Below are 13,262 nucleotides of genomic sequence, written 5' to 3'. Positions count from 1 at the left end.
GGCTCGATTGCGAGCTGCCTATCTTCATTTAGAACGTGAGATAACCTTTTATGACTCTTTTTCCACTCGAAGGTTGCTCCAACCATTTCATACGCTGAAGCTTTTCATCCAATCTTGCGGCAATCTTCCATTCAATCCGATGCATCATTGTTCTCGCCTTATAAGCTGAGATACCAAACTGATTCGCTGCTTCATGATATGGGGAATACTTTTTCAGAAGGTTAAGGTATTGATCCGGTGTAGCCGCTGATTGTATTAATCTTACTTCCAGTTCATCGATGAACTGATAGAGGGCTTTCTCCTTCTCAGGAAGCTTCGCCACGATATCACGAACGAGCATCTTCAACAAATGTTCATTGCACTCCATATCTTCCCCTACCCTTTTACCAGCTTGACTTCTTCACCCCAGGAATCTGCCCCTTATGAGCATATTCACGAAACGCTATTCTAGACATTTTAAATTTCCTTAAATACCCTTTAGGACGACCAGTTACTTCACACCGATTATTCAAGCGTGTTGGTGATGAATCACGTGGGAGCTTTCGTAACGCTTCAAAATCTCCTTTTGCCTTCAATTCATTTCGTAGCTCAGCATACTTCATGACGAGCTCCTGGCGCTTTTGTTCTTTTACTATTTTCGATTTCTTAGCCAACTTAATTCATCCCTTCATCTATTCTAATTTATGCTATTCGTTTTGGCACCGTGCATAGGGTACTTATCCACAACCTATACCGACAGCGTGCTTTTTATAAATCGTAAACGTTACGGTTTGTATTATATGCTTGTATTCGTTATAACGCAAGGAATCAAACTCCGCATTGAGTGCGTCCTAATGAATAATAAAAAAAGCCCAACTTCATTTCCAGTTGAGCCCTCCCTTTGTCATCACTACATATTAATCTTGTTTTCTTTTACTTCTCCCCATATGTAAAGCAAGCTTATTAATAAATCCAAGAATAAGACCAACTCCTGTGAACAAATAAATGATCGTGAAAATCTTCCCGAAATCGGTTTGTGGACTAAAATCCCCAAATCCTACAGTTGTTAGCGTGACAACACTAAAGTAAAGCGAATCTAACACGGACCAACTTTCGACAGTGTGATAGAAAATTGTTCCTGAGACGAGTGTAATCGTTGTAAGAAAGAAAAGAACTTGAAATTCTTTATCCTTTATCGCTTTCCATAATGCTGACAACATCCTCTTTAAAGTAAGAAGAAATGATATCATCTTGACCTCCTTCTGTTTCGTTGATGAAACCGAGTATTCTTCCCTCACATCGTTCAACTACATACAATAGATTATTCTAGCATAACAACAAAAACCTGACGGATCGCCGCCAGGCTCTGTCCTTTTCACTCACTCGGTTAAGATCGCCTCATTTTCGGAGGGGAAAACTCATCGTGATTCTGCCATACGTAAAAGGGCTTTCTCCTTCTCTCTTGTAAGTCCAGCTTTGAATGGGTTCTCATCATTTCGAATGGGTAGCCAGTTTAAAACATCGTGAATCGTTTCTTCAAGAGGACGAAGGCTCAGTCCCTCACGAAGCGCCCGATCAATATTCGTCTCAGCTGCGCTCATTGATTCAGGAAGCCAGAGCGGTAATTCAGTCCACGGCGCTATTTCATTTTCAAGAAGAAACTCTTCGTTTACCCAACGAAAAACCACATTACTTCCGCTCACCTTTTTACATGACGCAAGCACTTCCCCCATTGTATTCATTCTTTCTCTCCCGGTCACATTGTACGCGCCCGCGACCCTTTGTTCCGTCATTCGCAATACCCAATCAGCAAGGTCTCGCACATCTATGAATTGTACCGGACGCTCAGAGTTTCCTGGCGCTAGAACTTCACCACCCTCGTGAATTCGCTTAACCCAGTAAGTAAAGCGATCTGAATAATCATACGGCCCTACGACGAGTCCAGGTCGAATATGAAGAACCCGGCCACTCAAATTCTTTTCTGCAACAGCTTCACACTTCGCTTTTAGTGCACCATAATGCTCGTTGTAAATCGGTCCAGCTGTTCCTGCCGTGATACGTTCCGCTTCCGTATCTGAGATTGCCTGAAGAGGCGAACTTTCTGTACATGGCTTTTCTCCGAAATCTTGATAAGCTGAAACACTCGATATATATGTATAATGGTTAACCCTATCCTGTAATAGCTTCGTCGATTTATTCACTGTTCTCGGAATAAACCCTGACGTATCAATTACGGCGTCCCACTTTCTTCCCGCTAGACTGGATAAATCTCCATCACGATCTCCGATAATCGTTTCAACCTCTGAAAATTGCTGCTTATTAGTCCCTCTATTAAATAGCGTAACCGTATGTCCATTCTCTAAAGCTCTCTCTGTTACATATTTTCCAATAAAACGTGTTCCACCAAGGATTAATAGCTCCATTCTCATTTCCCCCTTATTTTATTATAACAATAATCCAAACCCCCTCCCCCTCGCTCTTTAGTCGTTAAGAAAACACTTCGCCTTAACATTCCAATCTCCTGTAAGGAAATTTATTTGATCAGATAGGGAATGCTGTGGAATATGTCTAATTATTAGTGTACAGGAGTGTGATGAAATGACAGAGAAAGATTGGTTAACACAAGCGATCCAGCTAGCATCTAAAAGCGTAACTGAACATGACGGTGGGCCATTTGGTGCAATCGTCGTCAAAGATGGCGTTGTTATAGGCGAAGGTTTCAATCAAGTGACAACGGATCATGATCCTACTGCCCATGCAGAAGTCGTTGCGATTCGAAACGCATGTCAAAAACTCGGGACGCATCAGCTTGAAGGCTGTGTCGTTTACGCAAGCTGCGAGCCCTGCCCGATGTGCCTTGGAGCGATCTACTGGTCTCGCAAAGACCGCGTATATTTTGCTGCATCTAGAAATGAAGCAGCCGACGCTGGGTTTGATGATGCCGTGATCTATAACGAAATTGAGAAAAAGCCTGAACAAAGAACCATTCCGTTTCACCATATTGAAATGGATGAGAAGAACGAACCATTTCAAAGCTGGGAAAAGCATAAAAATCGAATAGACTACTAAAAAGAAGGATGTGCACGATGCGCATCCTTCTTTTTAGTAATTTATTATCCTCTCTTCACAAACCGCTGAACATACCTTGATATCGCAAAGAGACCAATTGTACAACAAAAGAAAATAAATACGTTAATAAAGATGTCGATCAGTCGTTCATCAGGCAGATAAGAAAACAACAAAATAGCTGGAAGAAACAATACTACTTCCCATATGGCAATGCCCTTTAATAAAGCTCGTACATCCAACTGATGATTCATCTATCCTTTCACTTCCTTCTAGATATGGTCGTTCAATAATCCTTCCACTTCTTCCTATCGAATACCTTCTCTCTTCGCAGTTAGATGGGGAAAATTTCAAATTCAAATGACGTTTTACTTGAAAATCATATTTATACCATTCCGTTCATAGCATAGTGTTGTATCAAAATTCGCGAAGGAGGGGATTGAGATGTCTGAGAGAAATTCAACGAAAGAAGATAATATTGTGAAGAAGACATCAAAAACCGCAAGTGATCTTGTGAATAAATCCGCTGACACAGCGAACGATATTGTCAAGTCAGTTAGCGGAGAAGGCGGTCTTGTAGGAAAAGCTGCTGACGCTTCAACAGACTTTGTTAAGAATGTGAGTAAAACAGGAAACAAAGTCGTTGGTAAATCTGTTGATACGGCCTCTAATGTATTTAAAGGAGCTACTAAAAAGGTTTTCGGTAAGAAAAAAGACAAAGATAAAGAGTAAAAAAATATAAACGAAAAGGACTCCTAAATTCGGAGTCCTTTTCGTTTATATTATCTATCTTCTAGGGATCTTAATCATTAGCTAAGTTTCTCGACTACTTCTTTCGCAACGCTAGTGGTTGATTGCGGATTTTGACCAGTAATTAAATTACCGTCTACTTGCATGTGATCTGACCAGTTATCTTCTGTAACAAAATTAGCACCAAGTTCGCGAAGACGAGTTTCCAGTAAAAAAGGCATGAATTGATCAAGCGTTGTTTCTCTTTCTTCATCGTCTGTAAACGCCGTAATCGTTTTACCTGAAACAAGCGGCGTACCATCTGAAAGAGTTACGCCAACGAGTCCAGCGGGACCATGGCAGACGGAAGCAACAATTTTGTTTGATTCATAGAACTCACGAATCAAGTGCTGAAGCTTATCGTTTTCTGGAAGGTCAAACATTGTTCCGTGCCCACCCGGCATAAAGATCGCATCAAAAGTAGACGCCCCAACGATTTTCTCTAGCTTCACTGTATCTTCAAGGTATTTGGCAGTATCGAGAATTTCTTGAGGCGTTTCTCCACCTTCAAGACTGCGATCATCAACAGGTGCCTTTCCTCCTAAAGGACTAGCTACTGTGATTTGATAGCCAAGCTTTTCAAATTCGATATACGCTTCCCCAAACTCTGATAACCAGAGACCTGTTTTATGACCTTCATTCATTGTATCCGCGGTTGTGACAACCATTAATATACGTTTGCTCATGACTGTTCCTCCTACTGTAATTTCATACTTTACAGTTATGATCATAAGCTGTTCATAAAGGGAAATCAAACAAAATGACTTTACCAACTAAAAATTACATAAAACTCTTCCTTTATAGGAAAGTTAATCAACAAAAAGGCAAGGTGTGCAAATTGAAAAAAGTAGCGATTATTGCGATCATTAGCTTCATTTTCTTCAACTTAAGTTTTCTTAATGCTAAAGCAGAAGCACTTCCAGAAGACTACGGAGCAAAAGGAGCACTACAAGACACTTCCATTACATTGAAGGAAGCCTTAACGTATGCGATTCAGGATGAGTACCTAGCACAGGCAAGATATGATGCCATCATCAAAGAATTCGGTGACATAAGACCTTTCTCTCAAATTAAAATTGCCGAGCAAAGGCACATTACAGCTCTTCTCCCCTTATTTACAAGGTATAACATAACCGTGCCCGAAAATAATGCTAGCCAGTATACAACCACTCCCAAAACGTTAAAAGAAGCGTTCGAAGCTGGCGTTCAAGGAGAAGTGGACAACATAGCCATGTATGAGAAATTAGCGGATCTATCAGACCTGCCGCAGGATGTCCAAACCGTAATGACAAGGCTTGGTGATGCCTCAAAAAATCATCTTGCTGCGTTTAAAAAAGGCTTAAGTCAATATGAATGAATAAACGATCCCTACCACTATATTCGTGGTAGGAATCGCTTTGTTCAGCAATCATTCAATTGTTCCTTCACTAACAAACTAATGTAATACGAAATGCGGAAATTGGATGAAGATCGACTTAAATTTTTTAGACGCTAAATAGATAGGTTTGAACACTAAAGAACTTTCTACATCATCCTCCTATGCTTTTCTCTCCATAGCTCGTAGCCATCCTGTAAGCGCAACCGCTCCGACAACCATAATTGCTCCAATCCAAGGCGTGTGAATCAGACCAATGGAATCAACGATGACGCCTCCAACAAATGAGCCAATCGCTATTCCAACGTTAAACGCAGCGATATTAAGTGCAGATGCCACGTTAACGGCAGATGGCATATATTTTTCAGCAAGATTCACTACAAGTACTTGCAAACCAGGAACATTCATAAAGGCAAACAAACCCATGAAGAAAATCGAAATGATGCCGGCCACTTTAAATGGAAGGGCTAACGTCATAATTAAGAGAATGATTGCTTGCATTACGAACATCCAAAACAGTGCTTTTAATGGGTTCTTATCCGACGCTTTCCCACCAATGACATTTCCAATCGCTACGGCAACACCATAAACGAGCAAAATCACACTAACAAATTTCACGCTAAGTCCTGTAACATCTTCAAGAAGTGGGGCTAAATACGTAAAGGCAACGAACGTACCACCGTAACCTAGTGCTGTAATCGCAAATGCTAAGAGTAATTTTCCATTCGTTAAGATCTTCACCTGTTCACTAAATTTCGCTGGCGGTGATTCTTTCAAATCTTTTGGCACGAGAATCGCACTTGCGATAATCCCAATCACACCAAGTAGGGCGACACCAAGGAACGTTGCTCTCCAACCAAAGGCTTGTCCAATAAATGTTCCAAGCGGAACCCCGGTTACGGTCGCGACAGTTAATCCTGTAAACATAAAGGCAATCGCACTTGCTCGCTTATTTTCTGGAACAAGGTCTGCCGCAATCGTTGATCCGATTGAGAAGAAAATCCCGTGTGAAAATGCTGTAATAAATCGGGCAACGAGTAGTAAACCGAATGATGTGGATATTCCAGCTACAAGGTTACCAATGATAAAAACGACCATTAATGACATGAGGAGCGTCTTCCGATTCATTTTTCCCGTTAAAGCAGTTAGAACCGGAGCACCAATTGCTACTCCGATGGCGTAACCTGAAATCAATAGGCCAGCAAGTGTAATCGAAATCGATAGGTCATCTGCAATAGAAGAAAGAAGGCCAACAGGAACAAATTCGGTTGTTCCAATTCCAAATGCACTAATCGCGAGCGCTAAAAGGGCAAGAGTACCACTGGATTTTTCTTTCGAATGTGACATTGTATGTGTTTGAGAACTCATAAAGCGAATTCCTCCTTGAAATTTTTTAAGTGCCAAGCAGAAAGACGTCTTCTCTCTCGGCTGTACAACTGATTATGCAGTCTTCCAAGCCGATATGTAAGTACGCACTTTACTGTAATATAGGTACCTTGAAGTGCCTAATGAGTCATAACAAGCTCTCTGCACAAAAAAATCCTGATAAACGGATCCGTTTATCAGGAGCTTCAAATGTATTAACTATTTTTCTTCCGTCTGAAACGCTGTGATGTGTTCAATCGGAACCCCAGCTTCAATGTAACTTCTCACAAGCTTCCAATTCCCTTGTACCCCTTTTCGAAAAGTATCAAAAAAGACACTCCCAGTTTCACTTTGTTTGCCATCTACCTCAATAGAAGCAAAAATAATTGCAAGCATTTCATTTCTTCGAACCGGTGTAACAGCGAGCTTCTTTAGTACCCATTTCGTTCCGTTTTTTTGAAAAGCCGAAAACGCTTGATCCCAGCCTTGAATCGATTCCTCATACCCAAAATCATATAGCTCAGATTGACTTGAGATTTCTCTCGCCTGATAAGTATCGCTTATTTTATACTTTATTTCATCTAACGAAGACTTCCGCCAGCTTGATAGAAAATCATCTAAATAATCTTCAAATCCACTCATATCGCTCATTCCCCTTTCGCTATTCATTTCGATCTATTTTCACCGAATCCTTTCTCACTATTTTCGTACCCTTCATGCAATAGGAACAACCGTAAGAATATGTTATATTACATAAGAAGTGATATTGAAAGGACTAATTGACATAATGAGTAACCATAAAGAATTACAAGAAGAAATAAAGAAGAGACGGACCTTTGCGATCATCTCTCACCCTGATGCTGGTAAAACGACTTTGACTGAAAAACTTTTGTTCCTTGGCGGCCAGATCCGTTCAACAGGAACAGTTAAATCAAGAAAATCATCCAAGTACGCGACATCAGATTGGATGGAAATCGAGAAACAGCGTGGTATATCTGTTACATCGAGTGTGATGAACTTTAACTATAAGGGACATACGATTAACATTCTGGATACACCAGGACACGAAGATTTCAGTGAAGATACGTATCGTACGCTCCTAGCCGTAGACAGCGTTGTAATGATTATTGATGCTGCAAAAGGTGTTGAGTCTCAAACAAAGAAGCTTTTTAAAGTTGTTAGTGAGCATGGTATCCCCATCTTCACGTTCATTAACAAAATGGATCGTCAGGGCCGTGAACCTTTAGAACTACTTGAAGAAATTGAAGAAGTTCTTGGCATCGAGTCTTACCCTATGAACTGGCCAATCGGTATTGGTCAATCGTTCCAGGGCGTTTACGATCGTCATCAGAAAGCCGTTGAATTCTACGATACAGAAGGCGACAATAAACAGGCGATCCAAATCTCAGATTTAGATGATCCCGTCCTTAAAGAAAAAGCTGGCGAAGATCTTGTGAATCAACTTCAAGAAGACGTCTTGCTACTTGATGAAGCAGGTGCAACTTATAGTGAAGAAGCATTGCAATCAGGGAAGCAGACACCAGTATTTTTCGGAAGTGCGATTTCAAGCTTCGGCGTTCCAACTTTCTTAAATCACTTTCTTGAACTTGCTCCTTCCCCAGCTCCTCGTGAGAGTTCTGAAGGCGAAGTGAAGCCAGATGAAGAAACGTTCTCAGGCTTTATCTTTAAAATCCAGGCGAACATGAACCCTGCTCACCGTGACCGCGTTGCGTTTTTACGAATCGTATCGGGTACTTTTGAAAAAGGGATGGAAGCATGGCTTGAGCGCACAGGTAAAAGTTTGAAACTCTCTCAAGGTCAGCTTTTCTTTGCCTCCTCCCGAGGTAATGTTGAAAAAGCGTACCCTGGAGATATTGTCGGTCTTTATGATTCAGGAACATATCAAATTGGCGACACGCTCGTAGGCTCTAAAAACGTTTATTCGTTCGGAGCTCTACCAACCTTCCCACCTGAGCACTTTGCGAAAGTACGTGCCCAAAAAGCGATGAAGCAAAAACACTTCTACAAAGGTGTGCAACAGCTTTCTGAAGAAGGTGCAATTCAAGTTTATCGTACCGCTCACTGGGATGAAATTGTTATTGGCGTTGTCGGTCGTCTCCAATTTGAGATTTTTGAATACCGCATGAAAGGTGAGTACAATGTTGATATTCAGTTCGATACAATGCCTCACCAGCATGCACGTTGGATTGAAACGGATAACCCGGAAGATAAAGTAGATAGCGTTCGTAATATGCTTGTCTATGATCAGCTAAAACGCCCTGTTCTTCTATTCCAAAATGACTTTGCGCTAAGATGGTTCCAGGATAAAAATCCGGATATTCCATTAAGAGAATCAAGATAAGCCATAAGATACAAAAAAAAGGAGCGTGCATCTGCACACTCCTTTTTAGTTTGCAATCGTTTCTTCTGAACGAGTGCGATGGGTCTTTCCCCACTTCTCCATCTCGTGAAGCAGTGGTTCAAGTTCATAGCCATAAGACGTCAATGAGTATTCAACTTTGGGTGGGATATCATCTGATTCCTCACGATTCACTAACCCATCCACTTCAAGTTCTTTCAAATGTTTAATAAGCGTTTGATGAGGTATGCGCGGAATCACCTTTTTGATCTCGCTAAACCGAAGAGGCTTCTCCACTAATTCTAGCAGCAAAACAGCTTTCCACTTCCCACAGACAACATCAAGCGTCGTTTTCATATCTTCTACAGACCTGTTCAACTTAACCCTGCACCTCCAGGTATATAGTAATATACTTCTTCACAAAACAGTGCATTGTAGTAAGATAAGCATATAATAAATTTATTTTACCACAAGTATACCGTATTGCTAGAAGGGAGTTTCTATGTCCGAACAATATTCTCACTCTATCCATCGCTTAGGACAATCTATATTACAAAACATAGATGATATCACAGCCAACACTAGACATTTAATTGATATGAACACTCAATTACGGAGCCTACCAGGCAACTCTTATACTTTCACTGAACGCATTCTAGTTTCTCTAGGTGAGTCCATTGAAGCAGGAGAAATTTCTTATCCATCTGAAGATCTCCAAAGATTTGAAGAGGAAGAAAACTTCCCTGCTTATTTAGATACAATTTTAATGAGCATGACAGCAATGAAAAAGTCCTTACTGACTTACATGGAAGATCACCAACATACATTTTCTTTGACAGTGTCTGATGTTATTACTATATCGAAATTAATAGATCCCTTGATCGATCATTCGATTAACCTTTTTACCGAAAGCTACCTTGATAAAAAAACTCGTAGCCTTCAGAAACAGTATATTCAAGATGATGCACTAACTGTCCCAATCATTAAAATCTCCTCTAACGTAGCCATTTGCCCGATCATTGGTGAAATTGATGAACAACGCGCGAATCTCATTCTTGAACGCACGTTAATGGAATCAAGTGCGAAGAAAATCCGCTCGCTGATTCTTGATTTATCAGGCGTAGCCACACTTGATACGATGATGACCCAGCATCTCTTTAAAATCGTTGATTCTCTCGAAGTGATGGGTGTTGAAATTATTGTGACAGGTGTAAGTTCTGATGTTGCTATAGGTGTAGTATCACTAGGACTTGATTTGCAATCTCTGACTATCGAGCAGAACCTAGAAGGGGCATTAAAGTCACTAGGAATGTTGGAGCGTTAACCTCCAGCCTGTAAACAATCCAGAAAAGCCGCACCTCTATCCGTGAGATGCGGCTTTTCTAAGTACAATCGCCTTTTCTCATCATGACCGATCTGCACCAAGGTAGAGGGTTTCAATCTTTTCTTCAATGGACTCATTTTTATTAACCTTATATGCACTCGCTTCTTTTCTTGAACTAATAGCTACTTTAAGCGATTGGTCAAAAAAATGAGCGGCTACTCCATCATCAAGGGCGATTCCTGGTTGCATTTGCGCATTATCAATCATTTGATGATAGGCAGGTTTTCGTTCTTCTTCTCCATCAAAGTGGGGACAGCAACTCCCCTTTAGAAACCCAAGACACTTCAGTGACTCGAGCTTATCTCCATACGAATCCGTGAGTCCTTCTTCAAACCAACAGATTGCCCCTGCACTAATTCCAGCTAAAATGATGCCTTTCTTCCAGGCTTTCTTCAATATATGATCTAAGCCCCATTCTTTCCAGAGCACCATTAGGTTCTTGGTATTTCCACCACCAACGTATATTATGTCTTGATTTAATAGAAACTTTTCAATATTTTCACGCGGCTTAAATAGAGACAAATGAGAAGGAATACAGAGCTGATTTTCAAAGAAGGCATAGAATTTCGCTATGTATCCTTCCGCATCACCGCTTGCGGTTGGTATAAAACATATCTTAGGTTTCGTACACTTTGCTTGATTAAGAATGTATGTATCTAAGAGTGGGTTATCCTGTTCCATCGAAAACCCACCGCCTCCCATGGCTATAATTTGCTTCACGTTGTCTCTTCCTTTCCATACGAACGATAAGACTTACTGTGATCATTAATTCCCGATCCAATAGCTTTATTCCTGCAAAAAAAGCTGTGTACCATTCATCAGGTACACAGCTCTTCAACAAATTACACTGCTTTTTGCTGCATCTTTTCTCGTTTTCTCTTTGATAATACTTCCTTGCTTGCTGCTTTAAAGAAGGAATACCCCATAAGGAGGACAACGATTGAAAATGGCAATGCCGCAAGAATCAGCATATTTTGTAGTCCTTGCGTTCCACCGAAGTACACAATAATGGCAGCCATACCGGAAAGCGTTAAGCCCCAGACAATCTTAATCATCGCAGATGGGTTTAATGACCCCGTCGTACTCAGCATACCTAACACAAACGTTGCTGAATCTGCTGATGTAATGAAGAAGATAGCGATGACGAAAATCGTGATAAAGGACATCAAGGTCCCAAGAGGATACTCTTGTAAAACCGCAAATGTGGCTGTCTCAATCGAATAATCCGAAATCGTTGCAATTCCACTCTGCTGAAGATCTAGTGCCGAGACACCAAACACCGCAAAGAAAATGAAACAGACAATAGATGGAACAAATAAAACCCCAAGCATAAACTCTTTTATTGTTCGACCTCTTGAAATTCTCGCAATAAAAATCCCAACAAATGGAGACCAAGAAATCCACCAGGCCCAGTAGAAAATCGTCCAGCTATCGACCCATAAGCGTTGATCATTGTTAATCGGCTCAATGTGGAAACTCATATCAAAAAAGTTTGAGATATAACCGCCTAAAGAACCCGTAAACATGTTCATAATGTAAAGCGTTGGTCCTACAATTAGGAGGAGAATCATAAGGGCAAATCCTAGAAGCATATTAATGTTACTTAAATACTTAATCCCTCTTTTTAATCCTGACCATGCGGAGGCAATAAACAACGCTGTTGAAATAACAAGAATCAGCAGCTGTACAGAGAAGTTTGCTGGTGTGTTAAATAAAAATTTAAGACCCTGATTAATTTGTGCAGACCCGAAGCCTAGGGTAGCTGCAACTCCTACCACTGTAGCGACAACAGCAAGAGTATCGATCATGTACCCAAGCGTCCCCTGCATCCTCTTTTCTCCAAACAAAGGGGTTAGCGTAGCGCTAATTAATCCAGGATATCCTTTATGAAACTTAAAATATGCTAGCACGAGAGCAACGAGCGCGTAGACAGCCCATGCGTGTACACCCCAGTGAAAAAAAGAAAACTGTAGAGATTCCTCAATGGCTCTTTCTGTTCCTAATTCACCACTCGGGCTGCTTTTGAAGGCGTGAGAAATTGGTTCTGCAGTTGTCCAAAACACCATCCCCATTCCCATTCCAGCGCTAAACAACATAGCAAACCACGTTGGCAGGCTGAATTCTGGCTTGTCGTCTTTTCCACCGAGCTTAATATCTTTAAATCTAGAGAAAATCAAATAAATACAGAAGATTAGAATAGCCACAATAATTAGCAGATAGTACCACCCAAATCGACTAGATATGTATGTGGTTGCCGTAGATGTTACTTCCTGTAAATGCTCCGGCCAAATAGCTCCCCATAAAACAACGAGCAAACAGACAATAAGACTATACCAAAAAACTAGTGTAGCATTTTTCATTAACTCACCTCTCGTACTAATATTTACTATGTAAAAGTCCCTATCCTTCTAGAAAACTAAACGCTTTACCTTTATTGATAAAACCATTTAATAGGAGAATAAGACAATACGCATTTTGTTTCCATCTACTTAGATGTCGTGTTTTTTCTGCAATTTCCATGTCCCAATTTTACTGATACCCTAATCATCAAAATCTAATCCAGAAATTGTGAAATGAATGAAAATTTATTTCATATCTTCTATTCTTTCACCTCTATCGAATGTAATCTTTCAACTTACAATCATATTTCATAGTATTTTTTCTATCTATCAGCTTCATGTTAAGTTAGTATAGATATATAAGATTTTTTAGATGAATGAGAAAAGAGGTGTATGAAATGATTCATTCTAATATCCCTACCTATACTTCAATAGAAGATGCATCTCAAGATGTCTTAGAGGTTATGAGTAAATTCGTTGGCGTAAATACATTTTTTGTAGCCAAAAACGATAAGACTGATGTTGACATTATTTCCTCATTCAACCGTGATGAAATTATTCTGGAGTCAGGTTTTGAAACCTTATATCGAGATTCCTACTGACAAT

Annotated in this window: 17 protein-coding genes; 6 read left to right on the top strand and 11 right to left on the bottom strand. The window is 40.4% G+C overall.

The window, feature by feature from the left end; translation table 11 throughout:
• Positions 1–28: 28 nt before the first annotated feature.
• The 4 genes from IQ283_RS12465 to IQ283_RS12450 all read right to left on the bottom strand — a co-directional run bounded on the left by IQ283_RS12465 (position 29) and on the right by IQ283_RS12450 (position 2,402).
• Complete coding sequence (locus tag IQ283_RS12465; protein WP_206759459.1) at positions 29–367, bottom strand: hypothetical protein; 339 nt, start codon at positions 365–367, stop codon at positions 29–31.
• A 16-nt stretch (positions 368–383) separates the two neighbouring features.
• Positions 384–653 carry a 30S ribosomal protein S14 gene (rpsN, locus tag IQ283_RS12460; RefSeq protein ID WP_194220468.1) on the bottom strand — a complete coding sequence of 90 codons (270 nt, stop codon included), beginning with the start codon at positions 651–653 and terminating at the stop codon, positions 384–386.
• Between the two features lie 243 nt (positions 654–896).
• The gene (locus IQ283_RS12455) at positions 897–1,229 is read right to left on the bottom strand and encodes a potassium channel family protein (protein WP_194220467.1); all 333 of its coding nucleotides are present in this window, start codon (positions 1,227–1,229) and stop codon (positions 897–899) included.
• Positions 1,230–1,397: 168 nt separating this feature from the next.
• Positions 1,398–2,402 (bottom strand): SDR family oxidoreductase, encoded by a 1,005-nt coding sequence (locus IQ283_RS12450; RefSeq protein ID WP_194220466.1) that lies wholly within the window; start codon positions 2,400–2,402, stop codon positions 1,398–1,400.
• A 175-nt stretch (positions 2,403–2,577) separates the two neighbouring features.
• On the opposite strand from IQ283_RS12450, the gene IQ283_RS12445 reads away from it, so the two are divergent.
• Complete coding sequence (locus tag IQ283_RS12445; RefSeq protein WP_194220465.1) at positions 2,578–3,048, top strand: nucleoside deaminase; 471 nt, start codon at positions 2,578–2,580, stop codon at positions 3,046–3,048.
• Between the two features lie 44 nt (positions 3,049–3,092).
• Here the strand turns inward: IQ283_RS12445 and IQ283_RS12440 are convergent, their stop codons facing one another.
• Entirely contained in the window at positions 3,093–3,299 is a 207-nt protein-coding gene (locus IQ283_RS12440; RefSeq protein WP_194220464.1) for a DUF6007 family protein, read from the bottom strand.
• A gap of 190 nt (positions 3,300–3,489) precedes the next feature.
• On the opposite strand from IQ283_RS12440, the gene IQ283_RS12435 reads away from it, so the two are divergent.
• Positions 3,490–3,777: a hypothetical protein gene (locus tag IQ283_RS12435; protein WP_194220463.1), complete on the top strand. Its 288-nt coding sequence runs from the start codon at positions 3,490–3,492 to the stop codon at positions 3,775–3,777.
• Positions 3,778–3,854: 77 nt separating this feature from the next.
• Here IQ283_RS12435 and IQ283_RS12430 read toward each other — a convergent pair whose 3' ends face one another.
• Positions 3,855–4,520: a type 1 glutamine amidotransferase domain-containing protein gene (locus tag IQ283_RS12430; protein ID WP_194220462.1), complete on the bottom strand. Its 666-nt coding sequence runs from the start codon at positions 4,518–4,520 to the stop codon at positions 3,855–3,857.
• Between the two features lie 152 nt (positions 4,521–4,672).
• Here IQ283_RS12430 and IQ283_RS12425 point away from each other — a divergent pair, with 152 nt between their 5' ends.
• A complete protein-coding gene (locus IQ283_RS12425) occupies positions 4,673–5,191 on the top strand; it encodes a ferritin-like domain-containing protein (RefSeq protein WP_242057337.1) in 519 nt (172 codons plus the stop codon).
• A gap of 180 nt (positions 5,192–5,371) precedes the next feature.
• On the opposite strand, the gene IQ283_RS12420 is transcribed toward IQ283_RS12425, so the two are convergent.
• Complete coding sequence (locus tag IQ283_RS12420) at positions 5,372–6,577, bottom strand: MFS transporter (RefSeq protein WP_194220460.1); 1,206 nt, start codon at positions 6,575–6,577, stop codon at positions 5,372–5,374.
• A 216-nt stretch (positions 6,578–6,793) separates the two neighbouring features.
• The gene (locus IQ283_RS12415) at positions 6,794–7,216 is read right to left on the bottom strand and encodes a flavoprotein (RefSeq protein WP_194220459.1); all 423 of its coding nucleotides are present in this window, start codon (positions 7,214–7,216) and stop codon (positions 6,794–6,796) included.
• Positions 7,217–7,361: 145 nt separating this feature from the next.
• On the opposite strand from IQ283_RS12415, the gene IQ283_RS12410 reads away from it, so the two are divergent.
• Complete coding sequence (locus tag IQ283_RS12410) at positions 7,362–8,936, top strand: peptide chain release factor 3 (RefSeq protein ID WP_194220458.1); 1,575 nt, start codon at positions 7,362–7,364, stop codon at positions 8,934–8,936.
• Positions 8,937–8,981: 45 nt separating this feature from the next.
• Here IQ283_RS12410 and IQ283_RS12405 read toward each other — a convergent pair whose 3' ends face one another.
• Entirely contained in the window at positions 8,982–9,311 is a 330-nt protein-coding gene (locus IQ283_RS12405; RefSeq protein WP_242057336.1) for a winged helix-turn-helix transcriptional regulator, read from the bottom strand.
• Between the two features lie 124 nt (positions 9,312–9,435).
• Between IQ283_RS12405 and IQ283_RS12400 the strand changes: the two genes are divergently transcribed.
• On the top strand, positions 9,436–10,257 hold the full coding sequence (locus IQ283_RS12400) for an STAS domain-containing protein (RefSeq protein WP_194220457.1): 822 nt from the start codon (positions 9,436–9,438) through the stop codon (positions 10,255–10,257).
• 81 nt (positions 10,258–10,338) lie between these two features.
• Here IQ283_RS12400 and IQ283_RS12395 read toward each other — a convergent pair whose 3' ends face one another.
• Both IQ283_RS12395 and IQ283_RS12390 read right to left on the bottom strand, forming a co-directional pair.
• Positions 10,339–11,037, bottom strand: coding sequence for a peptidase E (locus IQ283_RS12395; RefSeq protein WP_194220456.1), 699 nt, complete (start codon positions 11,035–11,037; stop codon positions 10,339–10,341).
• A gap of 122 nt (positions 11,038–11,159) precedes the next feature.
• Positions 11,160–12,677: a BCCT family transporter gene (locus tag IQ283_RS12390; RefSeq protein WP_194220455.1), complete on the bottom strand. Its 1,518-nt coding sequence runs from the start codon at positions 12,675–12,677 to the stop codon at positions 11,160–11,162.
• 377 nt (positions 12,678–13,054) lie between these two features.
• Here IQ283_RS12390 and IQ283_RS12385 point away from each other — a divergent pair, with 377 nt between their 5' ends.
• Entirely contained in the window at positions 13,055–13,258 is a 204-nt protein-coding gene (locus IQ283_RS12385) for a hypothetical protein (RefSeq protein WP_194220454.1), read from the top strand.
• Positions 13,259–13,262: the final 4 nt, after the last annotated feature.

The sequence above is a fragment of the Pseudalkalibacillus hwajinpoensis genome (genome assembly GCF_015234585.1).
Taxonomy (GTDB): Bacteria; Bacillota; Bacilli; order Bacillales; family Guptibacillaceae; genus Guptibacillus; species Guptibacillus hwajinpoensis_B.
This window is presented reverse-complemented; position numbering and strand designations above follow the sequence as displayed.

What these genes read in the sequence shown, in the direction of transcription:
- IQ283_RS12465 (WP_206759459.1), bottom strand. Translation starts at nt 367, where the DNA reads ATGGAGTGCAATGAACATTTGTTGAAGATGCTCGTTCGTGATATCGTG.
- IQ283_RS12455 (WP_194220467.1), bottom strand. Translation starts at nt 1,229, where the DNA reads ATGATATCATTTCTTCTTACTTTAAAGAGGATGTTGTCAGCATTATGG.
- IQ283_RS12450 (WP_194220466.1), bottom strand. Translation starts at nt 2,402, where the DNA reads ATGGAGCTATTAATCCTTGGTGGAACACGTTTTATTGGAAAATATGTA.
- IQ283_RS12445 (WP_194220465.1), top strand. Translation starts at nt 2,578, where the DNA reads ATGACAGAGAAAGATTGGTTAACACAAGCGATCCAGCTAGCATCTAAA.
- IQ283_RS12440 (WP_194220464.1), bottom strand. Translation starts at nt 3,299, where the DNA reads ATGAATCATCAGTTGGATGTACGAGCTTTATTAAAGGGCATTGCCATA.
- IQ283_RS12435 (WP_194220463.1), top strand. Translation starts at nt 3,490, where the DNA reads ATGTCTGAGAGAAATTCAACGAAAGAAGATAATATTGTGAAGAAGACA.
- IQ283_RS12430 (WP_194220462.1), bottom strand. Translation starts at nt 4,520, where the DNA reads ATGAGCAAACGTATATTAATGGTTGTCACAACCGCGGATACAATGAAT.
- IQ283_RS12420 (WP_194220460.1), bottom strand. Translation starts at nt 6,577, where the DNA reads ATGAGTTCTCAAACACATACAATGTCACATTCGAAAGAAAAATCCAGT.
- IQ283_RS12415 (WP_194220459.1), bottom strand. Translation starts at nt 7,216, where the DNA reads ATGAGTGGATTTGAAGATTATTTAGATGATTTTCTATCAAGCTGGCGG.
- IQ283_RS12410 (WP_194220458.1), top strand. Translation starts at nt 7,362, where the DNA reads ATGAGTAACCATAAAGAATTACAAGAAGAAATAAAGAAGAGACGGACC.
- IQ283_RS12400 (WP_194220457.1), top strand. Translation starts at nt 9,436, where the DNA reads ATGTCCGAACAATATTCTCACTCTATCCATCGCTTAGGACAATCTATA.
- IQ283_RS12390 (WP_194220455.1), bottom strand. Translation starts at nt 12,677, where the DNA reads ATGAAAAATGCTACACTAGTTTTTTGGTATAGTCTTATTGTCTGTTTG.
- IQ283_RS12385 (WP_194220454.1), top strand. Translation starts at nt 13,055, where the DNA reads ATGATTCATTCTAATATCCCTACCTATACTTCAATAGAAGATGCATCT.